We start from the raw sequence: 20261 nt of genomic DNA, 5'->3' as shown, positions 1-20261 counted from the left end.
GCCTGCGATGCCCTACCCCGGGCCGAGGCCCGGGCGGCAGACCTCAGGACAGGCATAAAAAAAGCACCCTCGTCGAGGGTGCTTCTCTTTGCAGGGGCTGAACGGGGTTCAGCCCTGCCCAGGCGATCAGTAGCCGCCCGAACGGCCACCGCCGTAGCCGCCGCCGCCGGAACGGCCACCGCCGTAACCGCCGCCGCCGCCACCACCGTAGCCGCCACCGCCGCCGCCGCCGGAACGGCCACCGCCGTAACCGCCGCCGCCGCCGCCGAAGCCGCCGCCGCCGGAGCGACCGCCGCCGAAGCCACCACGGCCACCGCCGCCGCCGCCGAAGCCGCCCGGACGCTCTTCACGGGGACGGGCTTCGTTCACGACGATGGCACGGCCTTCCAGCGCCGCACCGTTCATGCCATTGATGGCGGCTTGCGCTTCGGCGTCCGAACCCATCTCCACAAAGCCGAAGCCCTTGGAGCGACCGGTTTCACGGTCCATCATGACCTTGGCGGAGGTCACCGTACCAAATTGCGAGAACGCTTCGTGGAGCGATTCGTCGCGGACGCTATAGGCCAGATTGCCTACGTAAAGCTTGTTTCCCATGGGGAAGCCCTTTCAATACCAAATAACCATGTGGAGCTTCAACCCATCGTGAACCATTCAACCGAAGGCGCTGCATCCAGACACAGGTTGCCGATTATGGGCGGAGCCTTTCTGACGGCGCAAAGCGCCCTCTGCGGACTGTTGTTTTTAGACGCCGTCTGGAAACCAGTACAAACCCTTGGTTGGGCGCATTCCAGCACAAATCGGCGGCTGCGACTAGGGTTAGCGAGCAATTCCCGTGGCAGTCCTGAGGGGCGACCCGGCCTCGCTAAGATGCAGCGAAAGCCCGCGCCCCCGTGAACTCCAGTCTCAACCCCCACACCCTCACGCGCCTCCTGTCCAGCCTGGATGCCGCCCGCAATGGCGCCGCATTCCGCGCCCTGCTGGCCTCCTTCTGTCTGGCCGGCCTGATGCTGGGTGCCGCCGAGGCCGATCTGGCGCGTGAACTGACCTGGCGCGGCGCCCTGTGGGGCTGCGCCGCCCTGTGCATCGTGTTCCTGGGTGTCAACAGCACCGGCCTGCTGCTGATGGACCAGGCCCGCGGGCACCCCATCCGGGACCTGCGCGATGCTGCCTATGACAGTCTTCGTATTGCTCCTCGCGTGCTCTTGTGCTTGGTTGCCATGCTGTCCACGGCCGGCTTGCTGACGGCCCTGATGCTGGGGCTGCTGAGCCTGTCCCGCCTGCCCCATGTGGGTCCGCCGCTGCTGAGTGCCCTGGTGCCCTTGGGTGTGGGATTGTTCGGCGGCATGCTCCTGACGCTGATGGTGATGGTGGGGCCGCTCACCGGGCCCTCGATCTGGTCCGGACTGCCCCCCGCCCGGGCCCTGCGCAAGCTGGCCGGGCTGCTGCGCTGGCGCCTGCTGGACACCGCGGTGCTGATGGTGGGCGTGCTGGGCATTTCGGCCCTGGTGAGCGCCTGCGTCAGCGTGGTCGTCGTCGGCGGCGGCCAGGCCATGGCCCTGCTGGTGCCCTGGGCGGCCGGCATCGAGCTTCCGCCGCAGCAGCTGATGGCCGGACTGTTCGGGCGCGGGCTGCGCAGCCTGGGCGCGGCCGGCACGCCCATCAACACCAGCGCCGCCGGCCTGGCCGTGCAGACGGGCGGCGGCGTGGTCTTCGCCCTGGCCCTGGTGCTGCCGGCCCTGTTCTATCTGCGCGGCTGCTGCGCCGTGTGGCTGGCGCTGACCGAGCCGCCGGCCGAGGAAGCCCAGCTGTGAGCGCAGCGCCCCGCATCGCCTCCCTGGTGCCTTCCATCACCGAGCTGCTGATCGCGCTGGGCCTGCGTCCCTGGCTGGTCGCTCGCACCGGCTTCTGCATCCACCCGGCCCATGAGGTGGCCGAGGTTCCCAAGGTCGGCGGCACCAAGGACGTCAACCTCGACAAGCTGCGCCGCCTCGCGCCCAGCCACGTCATCGTGAACATGGACGAGAACCGCGCCGAGACCGCCGAGGCCCTGCGCGAGTTCGTGCCCGAGATCATCGTCACCCACCCCCAGGGGCCGCAGGACAACGCAGCCCTGATCGCCCAGCTGCAGACGCATTTCGGCCACCTGCCCGGCGTGGCGGCGCGCGCCGCGGCGCTGCAGCAAGCCCTGGCACAAGCGCTGCTGGCCGCGCGAGGCAAGACCTGGCCCCCGCGGCGCGTGCTCTACCTGATCTGGAAGGATCCCTGGATGGGCGTGGCGCGCAACACCTACATCGCCCGCATGCTGGCCGAGGTCGGCTGGCTGAGCTGGCCGGACATGGACGGCGGCGAGACCGGCGCCGCACGCTATCCGGTGATCCAGGGCGACGAAGCCTGGCTGCACGAGATCGACGAGGTGCTGCTCAGCTCGGAACCCTACAGTTTCAATGCCAGCCACCTCGACGCCGCCCAGGCCCTGTGCCCGCAGGCGCGCGTGCGCCTGGTCGACGGCGAGCTGCTCAGCTGGTACGGCCCGCGCGCCGCGGCCGGCCTTCACTACCTGATGGAGACGCGTGGATGGACATCGTCAAGCCCCTGATCGCCCTGCTGGCCATCGTCAACCCGATCGGCGTGGTGCCCTTCTTCATCCACTTCACCCAGGACCAGGGCGCCGAGCAGCGCCGGCACACGGTGCGCGTCAGCTCGCTCACAGCCTTCCTGGTGATCTCCATCAGCGCGCTGGCCGGGCTCAAGGTGCTGGACTTCTTCAACATCTCGCTGGCCAGCTTCCAGGTGGGCGGCGGCGTGCTGCTGCTGATCAGCGCGCTGCAGATGCTCAATGCCCGCCCCGCCGAAAGCCGGCCCGAGGACCTCAGCGAAGGCGAGGCCAAGCTCAGCAGCGGCGCCAGCATCGCCGTCGTGCCGCTGACCATTCCGCTGCTGACCGGCCCGGCCACCATCTCCACCATGGTGATCTACGCGGACAAGACCCGGCACTGGTGGGAGCTGGGCGTGCTGGTGGGCTATGGCGTGGTGGTGGGGCTGGTGACCTACCTCGTCTTCTCCGCGTCCGGCCGCATCGCCCGCGTGCTGGGCCAGACCGGCATCAACATCATGACCCGGCTGATGGGCCTGATCCTGGCCGCACTGGCCGTGGAGCTGCTCCAGGACGGCCTGATCAAGCTCTTCCCGGTACTGGCATCACACCTGTCCAACTGAAAGGACCGGCCATGAAGAGCTTTCTGCAGAAATTGGGCATCCCCACGCCCGTGCTGATGGCGCCCATGGCCGGCGAGGCCGCCAGCGCGGCCCTGGTGGCGGCCGTCAGCGAGGCCGGCGGCCTGGGTCAGCTGGGCGCGGCCTACCTGAGCCCGGCGCGCATCCGCACCGTGGTGGCCGACATCCGCGCCCGCAGCGACAAGCCCTTCGGCATCAACCTCTTCTGCCCGCAGCCCTGGAGCGTCGACAGCGCGCAGGTCGAGGCCTACCGCCAGCGCCTCGCGCCGCATGCCCAGGCCCTGGGCCTGCCCGTGCCCGAGCTGCCCGCTGCCTGCGAGGAGGACTTCGAAGCCCAGCTGGCCGTGGTGCGCGAGCTGCAGCCGGCCGTGGTGAGCTTTGCCTTCGGTGATCCGGGGCCGGCGCTGGTCCAGGCCCTGCGCGACGAGGGCCGGGTCGTGCTCGGCACGGCCACCCAGGTCAGCGAGGCCCTGCAGTTGCAAGACAGCGGCGTGCATGCCGTCGTGGCACAGGGCTGCGAGGCTGGCGGCCATCGCGGAGGCTTTCTGGGCCGCCCCGAAGGCGCGTTGATCGGCACGATAGCCCTGGTGCCTCAGCTGGTGGATGCGCTCTACGTGCCGGTGATCGCCGCCGGCGGCATTGCCGATGCCCGCGGCATGGCCGCCGCCCGCGCGCTCGGCGCCACGGCTGCCGCGGTGGGCACGGCCTTCCTGCTGGCCGAGGAATGCCCGCTGTCGCCCGCCTACCGCGAGGCCCTGCTGCAGGCGCGCGATGCCGACTCCACGCTCACCCGCGCCTTCTCGGGCCGCGAGGCCCGCGGCCTGGCCAACGCATTCACCCGCGAGATGGCCGACGCGCCGCTGCCGGACTTCCCCATCCCGAATGCACTGAGCCGCCCGCTGCGCCAGGCCGGCGCCGCCCAGGGCCGGGCCGATTACATGAGTCTCTGGGCCGGTCAGGCCCTCCCACTGGCCCGCACCAAGCCCGCGGCCCAACTGGTCCGTGAGCTGGCCGCTGGCTGGGCTTGACCCCCTGGAGAAATCAAGCCCATGGACTTTGACACCATCGTCGTCGGTGCCGGCACCGCCGGCTGCCTGCTGGCCAACCGCCTGAGCGCCGACCCGAGCAAGCGCGTGCTGCTGCTCGAGGCGGGCGGCAAGGACGACTACCACTGGATCCACATCCCCGTCGGCTATCTGCACTGCATCGGCAACCCGCGCACCGACTGGCTCTACAACACCGAGGCCGAGCCCGGGCTCAACGGCCGGCAGCTGCGCTACCCCCGCGGCAAGGTGCTGGGGGGCAGCTCCAGCATCAACGGCATGATCTACATGCGCGGCCAGTCCCGCGACTACGAGCACTGGGCGGCGCTCACCGGCGAGGACGCCTGGTCCTGGGGTCAGGTCTTGCCTCTCTTCAAGCAGCACGAGGACCACTGGCGACTCGACGCGAAGGGAAGCGCTGACGAGGCCTTCCGCGCCCTGCATGGCCACCGCGGCGAATGGCGGGTGGAGAAGCAGCGCCTGCGCTGGGACATCCTGGACGCCTTCGCCGCCGCGGCCGAGCAGGCCGGCATTGCGCGCACCGAGGATTTCAACGGCGGCAACAACGAAGGCGTGGGCTATTTCGAGGTCAGCCAGCGCGGTGGCCTGCGCTGGAACGCCGCCAAGGCCTTTCTGCGCCCGACCTGCCTGGGCCGCCCCAATTTCGAGCTCTGGACCGGCGCCACGGTGCACCGGCTGAAGCTGCGCCGCGACGAGTCAGGCGCCCTGCGCTGCGAAGGCGCCGAGGTGCGCACGTCCCACGGCATGGAGCAGGTGCGCCTGGCACCGGGCGGAGAGCTGGTGCTGGCAGCGGGCGCCATCGGCTCGCCGCAGATCCTGCAGTGCTCGGGCCTGGGGCCGGCTGCGCTGCTGCAGTCCCTGGGCATTGCGGTGCAGCAGGACCTGCCCGGCGTCGGCCAGAATCTGCAGGACCACCTGCAGATCCGGGCCGTCTATGCCGTGGAAGGCACGCGCACGCTCAACACGCAGGCGGCGCACTGGTGGGGCAAGCTGGGCATCGGCCTGCAGTACCTGTGGTCGCGCAGCGGCCCCATGAGCATGGCGCCCTCGCAGCTGGGCGCCTTCACCCGCTCCTCGCCGCAGCTGCGCTGGCCGGACCTGGAGTACCACGTGCAGCCGCTGTCCCTGGATGCCTTCGGCGAGCCCCTGCACCGCTTCAACGCCTTCACGGCCAGCGTGTGCAACCTGAATCCCGGCAGCCGCGGCAGCGTCAACATCCGCAGCGGCGATCCGGACCAGCCGCCCGCCATCGCGCCCAATTACTTCAGCACCGAAGGGGACCGCCGCATCGCCGCGAAGAGCCTGCGCCTGACGCGGCGCATCGTGGCCCAGCCCGCGCTCGCCCCCTTCCAGCCGCGCGAGGTAAAGCCCGGCCCGGCCTACGAGAGCGACGAGGAGCTCACCCGCCTGGCCGGCGAGATCGCCACCACCATCTTCCACCCCGTGGGCACCTGCAAGATGGGCCGCGCCGAGGACCCGCTGGCCGTGACCGACCCGCAAGGCCGCGTGCGCGGCGTGGCGGGCCTGCGCGTGGCCGACGCCAGCCTCATGCCCACCATCACCAGCGGCAACACCAATGCGCCGACGCTGATGATCGCGGAGCGCATCGCCAGCTGGATGCTGCAGCAGCGCGCATGAGCCAAGGGTGAACGAAGGCCCGCCAAAGCGGGCCCTCGTGCAGGTGGCGCTCGGCCGCGCTCAGCCGCCGAAGCGCTCTTCCAGGTAGGCCAGCAGGGTGCGGATACCCTGGGCCTCGCCGCCCTCGGGCCGGCCGGGCAGGGACTTGGCATTGGAGCCGTAGATGTCCAGGTGCAGCCAGTCCTGCAGCGGCTCGATGAAGTACTCCAGGAACAGGGCCGCGTTGATGGCGCCGGCCATGGGATTGGGGCCGGTGTTGACGATGTCGCCCAGGCTGGACTGGATGCCCTGCTGGTAGGGTGCCCACAGAGGCATGTGCCAGACGGGATCGTCGATCTTCAGGCCCAGGTCCACCAGCTCGCGGGCGGTGTCCATGTGCTTGGCGAACAGGGCCGGCAGCTGCGGACCCAGGGCCACACGGGCCGCGCCGGTGAGCGTGGCCAGGTCGATGATCAGCTCGGGCTTGCCTTCGCTGGCGTAGGCCAGGGCGTCGGAGAGGATCACGCGGCCTTCAGCGTCGGTGTTGCCGATCTCGATCTGGATGCCCTTGCGGGTCTTGATGATGTCGCCCGGACGGTAGGCGTTGCCGGCCACGGCGTTCTCCACCGCAGGGATCAGCAGCTGCAGGCGCACCGGCAGCTTCAGGGTCATGATCAGGCCGGCCAGGGCGATGGCGTTGGCGGCGCCGCCCATGTCCTTTTTCATCTGGCGCATGCCCTCGGGGGTCTTGAGGTCCAGGCCGCCGGTGTCGAAGCAGACGCCCTTGCCCACCAGGCTGACCAGCGGATCCTTGGCCTTGCCCCAGTTCAGCTCGATCAGGCGCGGCGCGCGCACGCTGGCGCGGCCCACGGCATGCACGGCCGGGAAGCCTTTCTTCAGCAGGTCCTCACCGACGATCTGCTTGAACTTGGCGCCGTGCTGCTTGGCCAGCACCTGGGCAGCGGCGGCCAGCTCGGCCGGGCCCATGTGCTCGGCGGGCGTGTTGATCAGGTCGCGGGCCGCGCAGATGGCGGTGGCGGTGGCCAGGCCGCGCTCGGCCTCGATGCCCGGCTTCAGCAGCAGGGTGGCGCTAGCACGGGGGCGGGCCTTGTAGACGTCGAAGTGGTAGCTGCCCAGCTCCCAGGAGAGCGCGGCCTGCTCCGGCGCGACGGCCAGGCCTTCGTCCGACAGCACATAGGAGCCCTCGGGCAGCGCCATGGGCAGGGCCGACAGCACGTAGGGCGAGGCCACGCTGGCCACGCCGGCCAGCACCTTCTCGATCTTGCCGTCGGCGCCGGGCACGAGCGCGTGGCTGTCCGGGCGCGCCGTGAATCCGATGGCGGCCAGCCAGTTCTGCGTGGGCTTGGGCAGCTTGGACTTCAGGGCCTGGAAGCTCGCCGCATCGAGCACGACGATGGGCGTGGCGCGCGACGCGGCGCTCTTGAGTTGAACGGTCATGGCTGTGAATTCTTTGGTGTGGGTGGCGCGATTGTCACCGCGCGGGGCCGCCCCTGCCGGGGGTCAGGGGTGGGCAGCGTCAGCAGCTGTGCTGCAGGCGGGACAGCAGGGCCTGGGCGTCCGGCCCGGCGGCGGCGGCGGCGGCATCGGGGGCGAGCACGGTCTCCAGCAGGCGCTGGGCGGTGCTCAGCTGGGGCGTCACGGGGCCGCAGAAGCGCAGCTGCTCGCCCACGCCCACGACCAGGGTCGGGAAGGTCTCGACGTCCAGCTCGCCCACCAGTTCGGCATCGTCCTCGATGTCCACCCAGATGAAACGGGCGCCAGGGTGCTGCTCGCGCAGCTGGGCAAAGGTCTCGCGGTAGCTGTCGCAGAGGCGACACCAGGCCGCACACAGGCAGGCGACCAGGGTGGGCGGCGGTTGGCGTTGGGCGAGCGAGGAGGACATGGCGGGCAAGCTTAGCGACAAAGCAGGGGACAGCCGGAAGGGACAGCCCTCACGTTGTAGTCGCACGACGGGCCGGCGGATCCCGGGGCGAACCCGGGCGGCAGGCTGGAACGTGAAAAAAGTTTGCCGGCGCTGTCAACCGCCTGTCTGCCCACCCCGTTGTGCCCCACAAGACCCGCTTGATGGGGTCCAGCAAGAGGAAAGGCCAGTCGCCATGATGAAGTCGCAACACCGTACCGAAGCCCAGAACCGCCGCGTGCCCATGACCGAATGGAACACCGACAAGGGCCGCAAGCACGAAGCCTTCGAGACCGCCAGCCTGGGCACCGACCGCCGCAGCCTGGCCCGCGCGATGCGCTTCGACCGCAAGCGCTGATCTCACCGGGACCCAGCCGGCCCCATCCACCACGGAGCGCCCACGAGGCGCTCTTTGCATTTCTGGGTGACACCCGGGACGCTGCCCGTCCTGGCGGCGGGTGCTTCAGGCGCGGGGTCCGCTAGGCCCCTTCCGGCTCGTCCTCCCCCTCCTCGAGGGCCGGCAGCGGCGCCAGCAAGCCCTCCAGGTCGGCCGCGCTGAACTTCAGCAGCTCGGCGGCCCCGTCCACCCCCATCACCCCGTCCGCCAGCGCCTTCTTGCGCACCTGCAGGGCCAGGATGCGCTCCTCGATGCTGCCCTGCACCAGCAGCTGGTGCACGAAGACCGGCTTGTCCTGCCCGATGCGATGGGCCCGCGCGCTGGCCTGCGCCTGCACGGCCGGGTTCCACCAGGGATCCAGGTGGATGACGGTGTCCGCGGCCGTCAGGTTCAGTCCTACACCTCCGGCCTTCAGGCTCAAGAGCATGAGTGGGCACTCACAAGCCTGGAAACGGGCCACGCGCTCGCCGCGCTGGCGTTCGGGTGTCTCGCCGCTGAGGCGCAGGGCCGGAAGCTTCAGCTCCGTCAGCAGGGCCTCCACCAGGTCCAGCATGCGGGCGAACTGCGAGAACACCAGCACCCGGCGTCCCTGCCGCAGCAGGTCGGGCAGGTGCTCGCGCAACCAGGCCAGCTTCACACCCTCGCCCAGCCGGGCCGGCACCTCCTCGATCAGGCGGGGATCGCAGCACAGCTGGCGCAGGCGCAGCATGGCGTCCAGCACCGAGATCAGCCCCCCCTCCAGCCCCTGGCGGGCCAGGATGCGCCGCACCATGTGGTCGGCCGCGACCCGCACGCCCTCGTAGAGCTGGCGCTGGGGCAGGGGCAGCGTCAACAGGGTGCGCAGCTCGGTCAGCGGGGGCAGCTCTGGCGCCACCTCTTCCTTGAGGCGGCGCAGCATGAAGGGCCGGACCCGGGCGGCCAGCCAGCGCGCCCGGCGGCCGTCCCCGCCCTCCTCGATAGGCTTGCGCCAGTGGCGGGAGAAACCCCGGGCATCGCCCAGGAAACCGGGCAGCAGGAAGTCGAAATGCGCCCACAGCTCGCCCAGATGGTTTTCCAGCGGCGTGCCGCTGAGCACCAGGCGCTGGCGCGAAGGCAGGCGGCGCAGAGCCCGGGCGGTGCGCGAGGCGGGGTTCTTGACCGCCTGGCCCTCGTCCAGCACCAGCCAGTCCCAGTCCCGGCCGGACAGCACCCGCAGGTCCCGCCAGACCAGGCCGTAGCTGCACAGCAGCAGGTCGCAATCGGGCAGGGCCTGCCCGCGCGGCGCGCCGTGCCAGGTGGCCACGCGCAGCCCGGGGCAGACGCGGGCCGCCTCCTGCGCCCAGTTGAACAGCAGGCTGGTGGGCAGGACCAGCAGCGCGCCCTGCGCCAGGCGCCCGGACTGCTTCTCCAGCCACAGATGCGCCAGGGTCTGGGCGGTCTTGCCCAGGCCCATGTCGTCAGCCAGGATGCCGCCCAGGCCGTGCTGACCGAGGTACTGCAGCCAGGCCAGGCCCTGCAGCTGGTAGTCGCGCAGGCGCAGGCCCAGCCCTTCGGGATGCAGCACCGGCGCCGGCCGGCCCGCCTCGCGCAGCCGCGCCACCAGCCCTTCCAGCGCCTGCTGGCCATGGAACTGCCAGCGGCCCCGGTCCTCGTCGAACAGGGCCAGCTGCTGCGCCTGCCACTCGGACAGGCGCAGCGGCCCCTTGCCATCCAGCTGGCGCGGCGTGACCAGGCTCAGCAGGTGGCGCATCAGCTGCTTCAGCGGCGCCGCCGGGGTGTGGAAGCGCCGCCCGCCGGGGGCGCGCAGGAAGATGACGTCGTCGTCCTCGATGGCCTCCAGCGCCACGGCGTCCAGCCAGCGCTTGTCACGGCGCAGCAGATTGGCCATGAGCGGTGCCAGGTCCAGACGCTCGCCCTGCACCTCCAGGCCCAGGCTCAGCAGCCAGGAGCCACGCTGGCGGGGCGCGCCGAGGCGCGGCACGGCCTCGGAGACCCCGGCCCCTTCGGCGCTGAGCCCCAGATGCCAGGCGCTGACCGGCTGGGGCTCATGGGCGAAGCCGGGCAGGCGCTCCACCACCCAGCCTTCGGCGGCCAGGCGGGGGAGGACATCGGTGACGAAATCGCCGAAGTCCTCCTCCAGCAGCAGCGTCCAGGCCCGGCCGGGCGCGGCGGCGGGCGGCTGACGCCATTGCAGGTGATCGGCACGCAGGGGCTGGGCGCCCAGGGCCAGGAGCTGCTGGATCCAGGGCCCATGCGGTCCGGCCTGGCCTTCGGGCGGGCAGGGCCAGGGCGGCCCCCCGGCCGCGTCCGCCAGGAAGAGCTGCATCAGGCTCAGCGGCGCGCCGCGCGGCCCCAGGCGTCCGTGCGGCCGCAGGCCCAGCAGGCCATCGCCGCGGTCCAGGGTCTGCAGGCGCAGCAGCGGACGCAGCAGGGGCACGGGAGGCGGGACGAAGGCGGGCATGGGCGGCATTGTCGCCAGCGCCGAGGCTGGCTTTCGGGTGCCTGCCGGCGAGGTGGCAGACTGGCGCCCATGACCGCCCTCCCCCGACGTTCCCAGCTCGGCCGCCTGCTGCGCCGCACCCTCTGGCTGATGCTGTTCCTGGGCCTGGGGCTGCCCCTGCTGCTGGCAATGCTCGCCCTGCAGGCGCAGCCCAGCGTTTCGCCTCCGCCGGCGCTCGAAGGCGCTCAGCTGCAGCAGGCCAGCGAGGTCCTGCGCCAGAACGACCCGCGCCAGCTGCCGCCCGGGGGCCTGCGCGTGGTCCGCCTCAGCGAGGCGCAGCTGCAGCTGCTGCTGGGGCGCCTGGTCAACCGCTACCGTGAGGCCCGCGCCACCGCCCAGCTGGCCCAGCACGAGGCCCTGGTGGAGGCCAGCATCCCGCTGCGCGAGCAGGGCGCCGGCCCCTGGCTCAACATCCACGCCCGGCTGCAGGAAACGGGCAATCTGCCGCGCCTGCGCCAGCTGCGCATCGGCCACCTGCCCCTGCCCACCTGGGCCTCGGACTGGCTGGTGCGCTGGCTCACCGAGCGCCTGGCCGCGCAGGCCGAGCTGCGCGTGGCGGGCGAACTGATCCAGCACATCGGCTTCGCCCCCGGGCAGCTGGAAATGAGCTACGAGTGGAAGCCGGACTCCCTCAAGAAAGCCCTCAACGCCCGCTGGCCCGCTGCGGAGCAGGCCCGGCTGCAGCACTACAACGCACTGCTGGTGAAGCTCTGCGAGCCGCATCTGTCGGGCACGCCGGTCTCGGTGGCGGACGTCATGCCGCCCTTCTTCGCCGAGGCCCTGCGCCGCAGCCAGGCCGGCGAGGACCCGCGGCTGGAGAACCGCGCCGCCTTCCTCATCCTGGCCTTGCAGGCCGCGGGCGAGCACACCAGCCGCCTGCTGCCCGCCGCCAGCAGCTGGCCCCGGGCGCGGCCCATGATCCTCACCGCCAATGGGCGGGACGACTTCTCCCAGCATCTGCTGGTCTCGGTGGTGCTGGCCATCGAGGGCGGCGGTCCGCTGGCCGATGCCATTGGCATCTACAAGGAGGTGGCGGATTCGCGCGGCGGCAGCGGCTTCAGCTTCAATGACCTGGCCGCGGACCAGGCCGGCGCCCACCTGGGCCTGTACTCGGAGCGCGACCCGGTCGGCCTGCAGCGGCGCCTGGCGGCCCACCCGCCGGAGCGGGATTTCATGCCCCGCACCGAGGACCTGCCTGAGTTCCTCAGTGCCGAGACCCTGCAGCAGCAGTACGGCGGGCTGCAGGGCGAGGGCTACCGGCGCATGATGGCCTTGATCCGGCAGCGCGTGGACGCCCTGCCCCTGTACCGCTGAAGCGCGTGATCAGCGCTGCGGCCGCTGGCTCCACAGCACGCCGGCCAGGATCAGTCCCATGCCCGCCAGCGTCGCGCCATCCGGCACCTCGCCGAACATGGGCCAGGCCAGGCAGCTGGCCAGCACGGGGGTCAGCGCCCCCACGGTGGCCGCGCGCTGCGCACCGAGGCGCTGGATGGCGAAGGCGTAGCTGAGCGTGGACAGCAGGCCCACGCCCAGGCCCTGAATGCTGCCGTGCAGGGCCCAGGCCCGCGCCGGCAGGGCCATCAGGCCCAGGGGCGGATGCATCATCAGCCAAGGCAGCAGCAGGGCCAGGGACACGACCGAGATCAGCGCCGCGGCCTCGATGGGGCTCAGGCCCGAGTGGCGCAGGGCCAGGGTGTAGTTGGCCCACATGAGGCTGCCCAGCAGGAAGAGCCCGTAGCCCTGGGCCAGCTGACCCTCTCCATGGTGGAAGGCCAGCAGGGTGGCCACGCCGCTGACCACGGTCAGCAGCGCCGGCCAGCGGCTCAGCGCGGCACGGCCCTGGCTGAAGGCGGCGATCAGGGCCACGAAGAGCGGGATGGTGCCGGGGATCAGCGTGGCGCCGTCGGCCACCGGGGCGTGGCGCATGCCAGCGCCGGCAATCAGGAAATAGGGCAGGCCCGCGCCCGCCACGATGCTCATCCACTGCAGCACCGGCAGGCTGGCGAAACGTCGCCAGCGCAGGATCACCACGGGCAGGAAGACCAGGCCGGCCGGCAGGAAGCGCACCAGTGCCAGCTCGGCCGGGGCCAGGGCAGCACGGGCGCCGGCACGCAGCGAGACGAAGAAGCTGGCCCAGATCAGCAGGGTGAAGGCCAGGGCGGCCCAGCCGGCCCAGGGGGTGGCGCTGCGGGCGGGGGTGGCGGGCAGGGCCAGGCCGGCGGCCTGGAGCGAGGAGGGGGCGATGCTGGACACGGGAGTACTGCGGGTTACTACTGAATGGCGCAGATTTTCTGGTGATTGCCGCGCGATAATCGGTCGCATTCGCCACTGGATTGCCCTAGCGAAGCCTGTTATCGCCAATTCATCGGCACTCAAAGCGTTTTTTCACCCTTCACGCCCGTTCATGGACCGTATTGACCTGCAATTGCTGGAGCTGCTGCAACGCGAGGGCCGCCTCTCGGTGGCCGAGCTGGCGGACCGCGTGGCCCTGTCGCAAAGCCCCTGCGCCCGCCGCCTGCGCCGCCTGGAGGAGGCCGGCTACATCAGCGGCTACCGTGCCATCCTGGACCGCAAGCGCCTGCAGCTGGCGACCACCGTCTTCGTCAACGTCAAGCTGATGCACCACCGCGAAGACGCGGTGCGGGAGTTCGAGTCCGGCATGCAGGCCATGAGCGAGGTGGTGGCCTGCCATGTGGTCTCGGGGGCGCATGACTACCTGCTGGAAGTGGTCGTCGGCGACCTGCCGGACTACGAGCAGATCGTGCGCCGCCTGCAGGCCCTGCCCATGGTCCAGGACATCACCAGCAATTTCGCCATCCGCTGCGTCAAGAGCGGTGCGCCGCTGCCGCTGAAGGCGCTGTGAGGCCCGGGTGAGCCGCCCCACCTGCCTGCGCTGCGAGCGCCCCCTGGCCGGCTGCCTGTGCGCTTGCATCCGGCCGCTGGACAACGCCGTGCCCCTGCTGATCCTGCAGCACCCCGAGGAAGCCCGCCAGGCCAAGGGCACAGCCCGGCTGCTCCAGCTGTGCCTGCGGCATTGCGAGCGCCGGGTCGGGGCGCAGTTTCCCGCGCCGCTCGCGGACGCCCATCCGCTGCTGCTGCTCTATCCGCCCGACCCCGGCGCGCCGCCGCCATCGCACCCCTGGGCGGCCGGGCGGCCCCCGCCCCGCCTGGTCCTGCTGGACGGCACCTGGCGCCAGAGCCGCCAGCTGATGCGCCATTCGCCCTGGCTGCAGGCCCTGCCCCGCCTGGCGCTCACGGCCACGCCGGCCAGCCGCTATGCCATCCGCAAGGCCCATGCGGCCCACCAGCTGAGCAGCCTGGAGGCCGCCGCCCTGGCCCTGGCCCAGCTGCAGCCAGGCCTGGACACGCAGGCCCTGTGGGACGCCATGGACGCCTTCGTGGCGCTGCAGCAGTCCCTGGCCTCCGCGGGCCGGGCCCGGGCGCCCGCGACCTAGCCGGGCCTCCGGGGCCTGCTTTGCATTTCTTCGCAGAGCAGACGCGAGCCGCTCAGGCGCACGCCGCATGCTGCGGCCTCTGTCACAGCTCTGCCCCTTCCATGAAGACCACGGCGTTCTTTGCCCTTGCGATCACTGCCGTGCTGTTGGGCTTCTGGCAGGACTCGCCGCGGCCCCATGACCGGGCGGCTGGTCACGGCGACGGAGCGCCAGCCCCGCAGATGCAGGTCACGCACGCCGCCCCGGTGGCAGGCGGGACGCTCGCGGCTCAGGCGCCACCCCTGCCCGCGCCGATCACCACGTCCGGCCCTCCTGCGCCGACCGCACCGGCAGGCGGACCGGCCGCCGGCCCGCCTCTGCAGACCGCCAGCACGCCTGCGCCGGCCACGGCAGATGCCGGCAGTGCCCCCGACTGGCGCGACGACGCCCTGGACCTGCTGAGCCAGATCGGCCTGCTCTGCCCGACGGCCGGCTGCGACAGCCTGGAAGACGATTGAAGACGCCAGGCACGATCTGACCCCATGGCGCCGCAATCACGCGGCAGAATCGGCAGCCTCCACCACCACCGCCGCCGCCCTGCCCGCTGATGCGCCTGCGCCTGCCCGCCCTGATCCAGCCCTCGCCGCGCCGCGACTGGGTCACCCCCGAGGACGTCAATGTCAGCCCCTCCCTGCTGGGCCATGCGCTGGCACGGCCGGCGCAGAGGGCCTGGGCCATGGCCCTGGATCTGGCCCTGATCGGCCTGGCCTCCTCCCTGGGCAACTGGATGCTGCTGGGCAGCGTGGCCCTGGCCGCCTGGCTGCAGATCCGGCGCCGCGATGCCCGCCGCCCGCCCTCACCCCTCTGGTGGTTGGCGGTTGCACTGCTGCTGGCGCTGGGCCTGCGCGGCCTCTGGGTGGACTTGCGCGAGGCCGTCGAGGACAAGCCCCGCGCCACCCGCCCGGCCGCAAGCGCGCCGGCCGAAGACCCCCCCGAGGAGGACGAGGCCCGGGCCGATGCCACCGCCCCGCCTCCCTCCGCCGCATCGGCTGCCAGTGCCGCCAGCCCCGAAAGCCGCCGCATCGCCGAGCTGGAGTCGCAGATCCGCCGCCTGCGCCAATCCGAGGAGGCGGCCCGCGCCCACAGCGGCTTCCAGCCCCGGCAGTGGCTGGACGAGGCGCTGGGCGCGGTGGGCCTGCGCTTCAGCCTGGCCATCGTCTACTTCACGCTGCTGCCGGTGTTGTGGCCGGGGCAGACCGTGGGCAAGCGCCTCATGGGCCTGAAGGTGGCCGAGCTCAGCGGCAAGCCCATGACCCTGATGCGCAGCTTCAGCCGCTACGGCGGCTACCTGGCCAGCATGGGCACCGGCGGCATGGGCTTCGCACAGCTGGCCTGGGACGCGAACCGCCAGGCCCTGCAGGACAAGGCCGCCCACACCGTGGTGCTGGACCTGCGACGGACGGACCGCCTGCCCCTGTCCGCAGAAGCCGCAGAACCGCCGGCACCCACCCTCGACGACCCCAGCACCGCCCCTCGCCCGGAATCCGCCCCATGAAGCCTCGCCAGAGACTCCGCCACTCACTTTGCCGGCTGGCCCTGCTGTCAGCCTGCCTGACCGGCGCATCAGGCCTTGCGCCGGTCTGGGCCGAAGAACCCGCCGCGGCGCCCCGGCCCTTCGAGTTCGTGGCCCTGGGCGACATGCCCTACGGCCCCGCCGACACCGCCTACCCCGTCTACCAGCAGCTGATCCAGCTGATCAATGCCCAGGCGCCGGCCTTCAGCCTGCACGTGGGGGACTTCAAGAGCGGCAGCAGCCCCTGCAGCGACGAGGAATTCGCCCGCCAGCGCGCCTTCTTCAACCAGTTCGACTCGGCCCTGGTCTACACGCCTGGCGACAACGAATGGACCGACTGCCACCGCCCCGCAGCCGGCGGCTATGCGCCCCAGGAGCGGCTGGACACGCTGCGCGAGATGTTCTTCGGCGCCCCGCGCAGCCTGGGCCGCCAGCCTCTGGCCGTGCAGCGCCAGGCCGACCTGCAGCCGGCCCATGCCCGCTTCCGCGAGAACCTGCGCTTCGAGCGCGAGGGCGTGCTGTTCCTGACCCTCAACGTGCCGGGCTCCAACAACGGCTTCGAGCCCCGCGACCTGGCCGCCGTGCAGGAGTTCCTCGCGCGCAACGAGGCCAACCTGGCCTGGCTGCAGGCCGGCTTCGAGCGGGCACGCAGCCTGGATGCCCGCGCCGTGGTCATCGCCATGCAGGCCGACCCCTTCCTGGGTGCCAACCAGTGGATGGAGTTCCCCAGCCACAGCGGCTTCACCCGGCTCTTCGAGCAGGGCCTGCTGCCCCTGGTCCAGGACTGGGGCCGCCCCGTCCTGCTGGTCCATGGTGACAGCCACCGCTTCGTGATCGACCGCCCCTTCAAGGCCGTCAAGGAGCCCGGCAAGGGTCAGGTCTTGCGCAACCTGCTGCGCCTGCAGGTCTTCGGCGAGCAGGAGGTGCACGCGGTGCGGGTCAGCGTGGACCCCGCCAGCCCCGACCCCTTCGGCTTCAAGCCCCTGTTCAACCCCCTGTCGCCGCGCTGAAGTGGCGCTGAAGTGGCGCTGATGCCGCGCAAAGGCAGCCGGCGCCCCTGGATCAGGGGACAGCGATCCCCTGTCCGGACCGTCGCCCCTGCAGCCTGCCGTTGCCATTTCCATAGAGAAACGTGGCCCCTGAAGGGCGCATGACGCACCAGCGCGGTGCTTGACCTACGGTAAAAACCCCAAGTGCGTGCATGGGAGCCGGCCTCTACATTGGCGTCACTCGACGCGGACGCTGCGCTTGCAGTGCTCGCCTACGGGGGCTGAGGAGACAAACAAGACGGGGCCGCCACTACCGTGGCGCGCCACTGTCACAATCGGCGGGCACCACATCGGTGCCCGTTTTTATTGGTGCGCTGCCGCCATGCGGCCGGTCGCGCCTCTCCTGACGCTCGCCCCTCATGCTGGACCTTGTCACCGTCGCCCTCGCCTCCTTGCTGGCCGGATTCATCGATGCCGTCGTCGGCGGAGGGGGGCTGATCCTGGTCCCCGCCCTCTTCAGCGTCTACCCGCAGGCCACGCCCGCCACGCTGTTCGGCACGAACAAGGGTGCGGCCATCTGGGGCACGGCCTGGGCGACCCGGCAGTACGCCGCGCGCGTCACCCTGCCCTGGCATGCCCTGCTGCCGGCTGCCGTCGCCGCCCTGCTGGGCAGCTTCGGCGGCGCCTGGACGGTCACCCTCGTCAGCCCCGAAGGCCTGCGCAAGCTGCTGCCCCTGATCCTGGGCGCCGTGCTGCTCTACACGCTGGCGAAGAAGGACCTGGGCCGCGAGCACGCCCCGCGCTTCAGCGGCCGCAGCGAAATGCTGCTGGCCAGCCTGATCGGCGGCGTGATCGGCTTCTACGACGGCTTCTTCGGGCCGGGCACGGGCAGCTTCTTCGTCTTCCTCTTCGTGCGCCTGCTGGGCTTCGACTTCCTGCATGCCTCGGCCAGCGCCAAGCTGCTCAACACCGCCACCAATGCCGCCGCTCTGCTGCTGTTCACGATGAAGGGGCACCTCTGGTGGCACATCGCCGCCGTGATGGCGGTCACCAACGTCATCGGCAGCCTGTTGGGCACGCGCATGGCCCTGGCCCGCGGCACGGGCTTTGTGCGCGGCATGTTCGTGCTGGTGGTGGGGGCGCTGATCCTCAAGACCAGCTACGACGCCTTCCTGCGCTGATTCCCTGCCCTGGGGACGGAGATTCGTCTCCAGGCGTCACAAGATTCCGCGACAGCCGCCCCACGGCGCTACCATTGCCGGATCACGCCTCCCAGGGCAGGCGCGGCACTTGCCGGCCGGCCCTGGAGACGCTCTCACGTACCAAGCAAGGCCGCCCATGTCTGTTGATCCTGAACTGCGCACTCTCGACATCGAGATCCCCACCCAACCCGAGGTGCTGGTCAAGCTGTCCCTGCTGATGGCCGCCGACGACATCGACCTCCTGGCCGTCTCTGCCCTGGTCGAGACCGACATGGCCCTCGCCGCCGCCGTGCTGAAGGCCGTCAATTCCTCGCTGTACGGCCTGCGCGGCCGGGTACAGACGGTGCACCAGGCCCTGACCTACCTGGGCATGCGCGAAGTGGCCGCCATCACCTTCGAGATGGGCCTGCGCGCCGCCTTCCCGCCCGCCCCTGAGCTGGACCCCGTCTGGGCCCGCGCCTCGCAGCGCGGCCTGCTGATGGGCCGCATGGGCCAGATGCTGGGCGTGGACCCCTGGGCGGCGCATTCGGCCGGCCTCTTCGAGGAATGCGGCAAGGCCGTGCTCTACCGCCACGCTCCCGCCCACTACCCCGCCATGCTGCGCGCCACGCAGGAAGACGCCGAGCTGGTCAAGCTGGAGCACACCGCCTTCGGCGTGAGCCATGACGCCCTGGGCGCCGCCCTGTGCGAAAGCTGGGGTCTCGCGCCGGCCTCGGTAGCCAGCGTCCGCAGCCATGTGGAAGTGCAGACCAGCCTGCTGATGCCGGACACCCTGCAGCGCCGCAGCGTCTGCGCGATCTCCGTGATTGCCTGGTCCCTGATGAATGCGCCGGAGCGCCTGGACGAAATCGCCAAGGCCATTGCCCCGCAGGCCCAGCTGGACGAGACCCTGGTGCTGCGCGCGGCGCGCCGTGTCAGCGAGCAGCTGCTGGAAGCCCAGGCGCACGGCCGGGACTGAGCCTTCCCCGCGAATGCAGCAAGCCGGCGTCCTGCCGGCTTTTTCATGCCCGATGCGGGCCGATGGGCGGAGCCGCTCAGGCCGCCAGGCTCAGCCGGTCACGCCCGGCGTGCTTGGCGATGTAGAGCGCCTCGTCGGCCGCCTGCATCAGGGCCAGCGGGCTCAGATAGGGGTGGCTGGGGCCATAGGCCGCGAGGCCGATGCTCACCGTCACCACCTCGTCCACCGGGCTCGCCCCATGCGGCAGGGACAGGCGCCGCCAGTCCTCGCGCAGGCTCTCGAGCATGTGCTGGGCGGAGGCGATGTCGAAGCCGGGCAGCAGGGCCCCGAACTCCTCCCCGCCCAGGCGCGCAACCAGGTCGGTGTCGCGCTTGAAGCGTTCGCCCAGCAGGCGCGCAAAGCGGCGCAGCACCTCGTCGCCGGCGGCGTGACCGTGCAGCTCGTTGTAGGCCTTCAGGTGATCCAGGTCCAGCACGGCCAGGGCCAGGCGGGACTGCTGGCGCTGGGCGCGCTTGAACTCGCGGCGCAGGGCGTCGTCGAACTCGCGGCGGTTGGCCAGTCCGGTCAGCGCGTCGTGGCGGGCCAGCTGGGCCAGCTCGCGCTGCTTGAGGTCCAGCGCCGCCTGCGCCTCGTGCAAGGCGCGCGCCTGCTGCGCCACCTGGGCGCTCAGCTCGCGCATCTCCCGCTGCTTGCGCTGCAGCTGCTGGTCCACGCTCTGGTGGACATGGGCCATGGCGCGGTTGATCTGCTGCAGCTCGGCCGGTGCGCGGGCGGGCTGCCCGTCATCGAACCAGCTGAATTCACTGGGCGGCCGGCTGGGATCGAAGCGTTCCATGTCGGAGGCCATGCGGCGCAGCGGACGCAGCAGCAGGCGGTCGATCAGCAGGGCCGCGCCCAGTCCCAGGGTCAGCGCCAGGGCCAGCAGCTGCAGCAGCCAGTGCTGCATGGCCGGCTTGCTCAGCTGCCCCCAGACATTGAGCTCGGGGGCCACCACGCGGACACGGCCCAGCTCCTCGCCATCGCCCGGCAGGCGCAGGGCGAACTCGCTGTGCGGGCTGTCCGGCCCGGGCAGCACGTCCGGGCCGGACAGCAGGCGCAATCCGTCACGGCCCTTGAGCACCGCCGACTGCAGCTCGTGGCGACTCACCAGCGTCTCCAGCAGGCGCTGGGCGGCCGCGATCTGGTTGCCGGCCACGGCCCGCGACAGGGGTTCGGCGTACAGCAGGGGCAGCAGCTGTTGCGTGGTTTCGGCCTGCTCGGCCTCCAGGTGCAGCTCGCGCCTCACATGCCAGCCCCCCATGACCAGCACCAGCGCAAGACCGAGCGTCAGCAGGCCCAGCAGGGCGCGGGACTTCAGCGACATAAGCAGGGCAGGCGTGGCGTTCATGGGTGT

Annotated in this window: 20 protein-coding genes; 14 read left to right on the top strand and 6 right to left on the bottom strand. The window is 71.3% G+C overall.

Features of this window, described 5'->3' with window-relative positions:
* Positions 1–126: 126 nt before the first annotated feature.
* Positions 127–594, bottom strand: a complete 468-nt coding sequence (gene rbp / locus ABDJ40_RS20860; RefSeq protein ID WP_347612541.1) for an RNA-binding regulator — start codon at positions 592–594, stop codon at positions 127–129.
* A 296-nt stretch (positions 595–890) separates the two neighbouring features.
* Between rbp and ABDJ40_RS20855 the strand changes: the two genes are divergently transcribed.
* The 5 genes from ABDJ40_RS20855 to ABDJ40_RS20835 are packed head-to-tail and all read left to right on the top strand — an operon-like array spanning position 891 to position 5936.
* Complete coding sequence (locus ABDJ40_RS20855) at positions 891–1811, top strand: hypothetical protein (RefSeq protein ID WP_347612540.1); 921 nt, start codon at positions 891–893, stop codon at positions 1809–1811.
* Positions 1808–2596: a helical backbone metal receptor gene (locus tag ABDJ40_RS20850; RefSeq protein WP_347612538.1), complete on the top strand. Its 789-nt coding sequence runs from the start codon at positions 1808–1810 to the stop codon at positions 2594–2596. The genes ABDJ40_RS20855 and ABDJ40_RS20850 overlap by 4 nt, the downstream gene beginning before the upstream one ends.
* Positions 2575–3216 (top strand): MarC family protein, encoded by a 642-nt coding sequence (locus ABDJ40_RS20845; protein ID WP_347612536.1) that lies wholly within the window; start codon positions 2575–2577, stop codon positions 3214–3216. Before ABDJ40_RS20850 ends, ABDJ40_RS20845 begins: the two co-directional genes overlap by 22 nt.
* Positions 3217–3227: 11 nt before the next feature.
* The gene (locus ABDJ40_RS20840) at positions 3228–4262 is read left to right on the top strand and encodes an NAD(P)H-dependent flavin oxidoreductase (RefSeq protein WP_347612534.1); all 1035 of its coding nucleotides are present in this window, start codon (positions 3228–3230) and stop codon (positions 4260–4262) included.
* A gap of 21 nt (positions 4263–4283) precedes the next feature.
* Positions 4284–5936, top strand: a complete 1653-nt coding sequence (locus ABDJ40_RS20835) for a GMC family oxidoreductase (protein WP_347612532.1) — start codon at positions 4284–4286, stop codon at positions 5934–5936.
* Between the two features lie 60 nt (positions 5937–5996).
* Here ABDJ40_RS20835 and ABDJ40_RS20830 read toward each other — a convergent pair whose 3' ends face one another.
* Complete coding sequence (locus tag ABDJ40_RS20830) at positions 5997–7373, bottom strand: leucyl aminopeptidase family protein (RefSeq protein WP_269631136.1); 1377 nt, start codon at positions 7371–7373, stop codon at positions 5997–5999.
* A 79-nt stretch (positions 7374–7452) separates the two neighbouring features.
* A complete protein-coding gene (locus tag ABDJ40_RS20825) occupies positions 7453–7818 on the bottom strand; it encodes a thioredoxin family protein (RefSeq protein ID WP_269631135.1) in 366 nt (121 codons plus the stop codon).
* A gap of 214 nt (positions 7819–8032) precedes the next feature.
* Here ABDJ40_RS20825 and ABDJ40_RS20820 point away from each other — a divergent pair, with 214 nt between their 5' ends.
* The gene (locus tag ABDJ40_RS20820) at positions 8033–8194 is read left to right on the top strand and encodes a hypothetical protein (RefSeq protein WP_269631134.1); all 162 of its coding nucleotides are present in this window, start codon (positions 8033–8035) and stop codon (positions 8192–8194) included.
* 121 nt (positions 8195–8315) lie between these two features.
* Here the strand turns inward: ABDJ40_RS20820 and ABDJ40_RS20815 are convergent, their stop codons facing one another.
* The gene (locus ABDJ40_RS20815; protein ID WP_347612529.1) at positions 8316–10673 is read right to left on the bottom strand and encodes a DEAD/DEAH box helicase; all 2358 of its coding nucleotides are present in this window, start codon (positions 10671–10673) and stop codon (positions 8316–8318) included.
* 69 nt (positions 10674–10742) lie between these two features.
* Between ABDJ40_RS20815 and ABDJ40_RS20810 the strand changes: the two genes are divergently transcribed.
* Positions 10743–12026, top strand: coding sequence for a hypothetical protein (locus ABDJ40_RS20810; RefSeq protein ID WP_347612527.1), 1284 nt, complete (start codon positions 10743–10745; stop codon positions 12024–12026).
* Positions 12027–12035: 9 nt separating this feature from the next.
* On the opposite strand, the gene ABDJ40_RS20805 is transcribed toward ABDJ40_RS20810, so the two are convergent.
* Positions 12036–12965 (bottom strand): DMT family transporter, encoded by a 930-nt coding sequence (locus tag ABDJ40_RS20805; protein WP_347612525.1) that lies wholly within the window; start codon positions 12963–12965, stop codon positions 12036–12038.
* Positions 12966–13116: 151 nt separating this feature from the next.
* On the opposite strand from ABDJ40_RS20805, the gene ABDJ40_RS20800 reads away from it, so the two are divergent.
* The 7 genes from ABDJ40_RS20800 to ABDJ40_RS20770 all read left to right on the top strand — a co-directional run bounded on the left by ABDJ40_RS20800 (position 13117) and on the right by ABDJ40_RS20770 (position 18868).
* Positions 13117–13575 carry an Lrp/AsnC family transcriptional regulator gene (locus tag ABDJ40_RS20800; protein WP_269631127.1) on the top strand — a complete coding sequence of 153 codons (459 nt, stop codon included), beginning with the start codon at positions 13117–13119 and terminating at the stop codon, positions 13573–13575.
* 7 nt (positions 13576–13582) lie between these two features.
* On the top strand, positions 13583–14167 hold the full coding sequence (locus tag ABDJ40_RS20795) for a tRNA-uridine aminocarboxypropyltransferase (RefSeq protein WP_347612523.1): 585 nt from the start codon (positions 13583–13585) through the stop codon (positions 14165–14167).
* A 221-nt stretch (positions 14168–14388) separates the two neighbouring features.
* Positions 14389–14664 carry a hypothetical protein gene (locus tag ABDJ40_RS20790; RefSeq protein ID WP_347612522.1) on the top strand — a complete coding sequence of 92 codons (276 nt, stop codon included), beginning with the start codon at positions 14389–14391 and terminating at the stop codon, positions 14662–14664.
* Between the two features lie 89 nt (positions 14665–14753).
* Positions 14754–15701 (top strand): RDD family protein, encoded by a 948-nt coding sequence (locus tag ABDJ40_RS20785; RefSeq protein WP_347612520.1) that lies wholly within the window; start codon positions 14754–14756, stop codon positions 15699–15701.
* Positions 15698–16729, top strand: a complete 1032-nt coding sequence (locus ABDJ40_RS20780) for a hypothetical protein (RefSeq protein WP_347612518.1) — start codon at positions 15698–15700, stop codon at positions 16727–16729. The genes ABDJ40_RS20785 and ABDJ40_RS20780 overlap by 4 nt, the downstream gene beginning before the upstream one ends.
* Positions 16730–17127: 398 nt before the next feature.
* Positions 17128–17889 carry a TSUP family transporter gene (locus ABDJ40_RS20775; RefSeq protein WP_430765666.1) on the top strand — a complete coding sequence of 254 codons (762 nt, stop codon included), beginning with the start codon at positions 17128–17130 and terminating at the stop codon, positions 17887–17889.
* A gap of 157 nt (positions 17890–18046) precedes the next feature.
* Positions 18047–18868: an HDOD domain-containing protein gene (locus ABDJ40_RS20770; protein ID WP_269631120.1), complete on the top strand. Its 822-nt coding sequence runs from the start codon at positions 18047–18049 to the stop codon at positions 18866–18868.
* 76 nt (positions 18869–18944) lie between these two features.
* Here the strand turns inward: ABDJ40_RS20770 and ABDJ40_RS20765 are convergent, their stop codons facing one another.
* Positions 18945–20255: a GGDEF domain-containing protein gene (locus tag ABDJ40_RS20765; protein WP_347612516.1), complete on the bottom strand. Its 1311-nt coding sequence runs from the start codon at positions 20253–20255 to the stop codon at positions 18945–18947.
* Between the last annotated feature and the right edge of the window lie 6 nt (positions 20256–20261).

This window comes from Roseateles flavus (assembly GCF_039872765.1).
GTDB lineage: Bacteria > Pseudomonadota > Gammaproteobacteria > Burkholderiales > Burkholderiaceae_C > Roseateles_B > Roseateles_B flavus.
This window is presented reverse-complemented; position numbering and strand designations above follow the sequence as displayed.

Coding starts and splice junctions, on each gene's coding strand:
- ABDJ40_RS20835 (WP_347612532.1), top strand. CDS start 4,284: ATGGACTTTGACACCATCGTCGTCGGTGCCGGCACCGCCGGCTGCCTG.
- ABDJ40_RS20845 (WP_347612536.1), top strand. CDS start 2,575: ATGGACATCGTCAAGCCCCTGATCGCCCTGCTGGCCATCGTCAACCCG.
- ABDJ40_RS20765 (WP_347612516.1), bottom strand. CDS start 20,255: ATGAACGCCACGCCTGCCCTGCTTATGTCGCTGAAGTCCCGCGCCCTG.
- ABDJ40_RS20820 (WP_269631134.1), top strand. CDS start 8,033: ATGATGAAGTCGCAACACCGTACCGAAGCCCAGAACCGCCGCGTGCCC.
- rbp (WP_347612541.1), bottom strand. CDS start 594: ATGGGAAACAAGCTTTACGTAGGCAATCTGGCCTATAGCGTCCGCGAC.
- ABDJ40_RS20810 (WP_347612527.1), top strand. CDS start 10,743: ATGACCGCCCTCCCCCGACGTTCCCAGCTCGGCCGCCTGCTGCGCCGC.
- ABDJ40_RS20770 (WP_269631120.1), top strand. CDS start 18,047: ATGTCTGTTGATCCTGAACTGCGCACTCTCGACATCGAGATCCCCACC.
- ABDJ40_RS20830 (WP_269631136.1), bottom strand. CDS start 7,373: ATGACCGTTCAACTCAAGAGCGCCGCGTCGCGCGCCACGCCCATCGTC.
- ABDJ40_RS20785 (WP_347612520.1), top strand. CDS start 14,754: ATGCGCCTGCGCCTGCCCGCCCTGATCCAGCCCTCGCCGCGCCGCGAC.
- ABDJ40_RS20790 (WP_347612522.1), top strand. CDS start 14,389: ATGCAGGTCACGCACGCCGCCCCGGTGGCAGGCGGGACGCTCGCGGCT.
- ABDJ40_RS20825 (WP_269631135.1), bottom strand. CDS start 7,818: ATGTCCTCCTCGCTCGCCCAACGCCAACCGCCGCCCACCCTGGTCGCC.
- ABDJ40_RS20775 (WP_430765666.1), top strand. CDS start 17,128: ATGCTGGACCTTGTCACCGTCGCCCTCGCCTCCTTGCTGGCCGGATTC.
- ABDJ40_RS20815 (WP_347612529.1), bottom strand. CDS start 10,673: ATGCCCGCCTTCGTCCCGCCTCCCGTGCCCCTGCTGCGTCCGCTGCTG.
- ABDJ40_RS20800 (WP_269631127.1), top strand. CDS start 13,117: ATGGACCGTATTGACCTGCAATTGCTGGAGCTGCTGCAACGCGAGGGC.
- ABDJ40_RS20780 (WP_347612518.1), top strand. CDS start 15,698: ATGAAGCCTCGCCAGAGACTCCGCCACTCACTTTGCCGGCTGGCCCTG.
- ABDJ40_RS20840 (WP_347612534.1), top strand. CDS start 3,228: ATGAAGAGCTTTCTGCAGAAATTGGGCATCCCCACGCCCGTGCTGATG.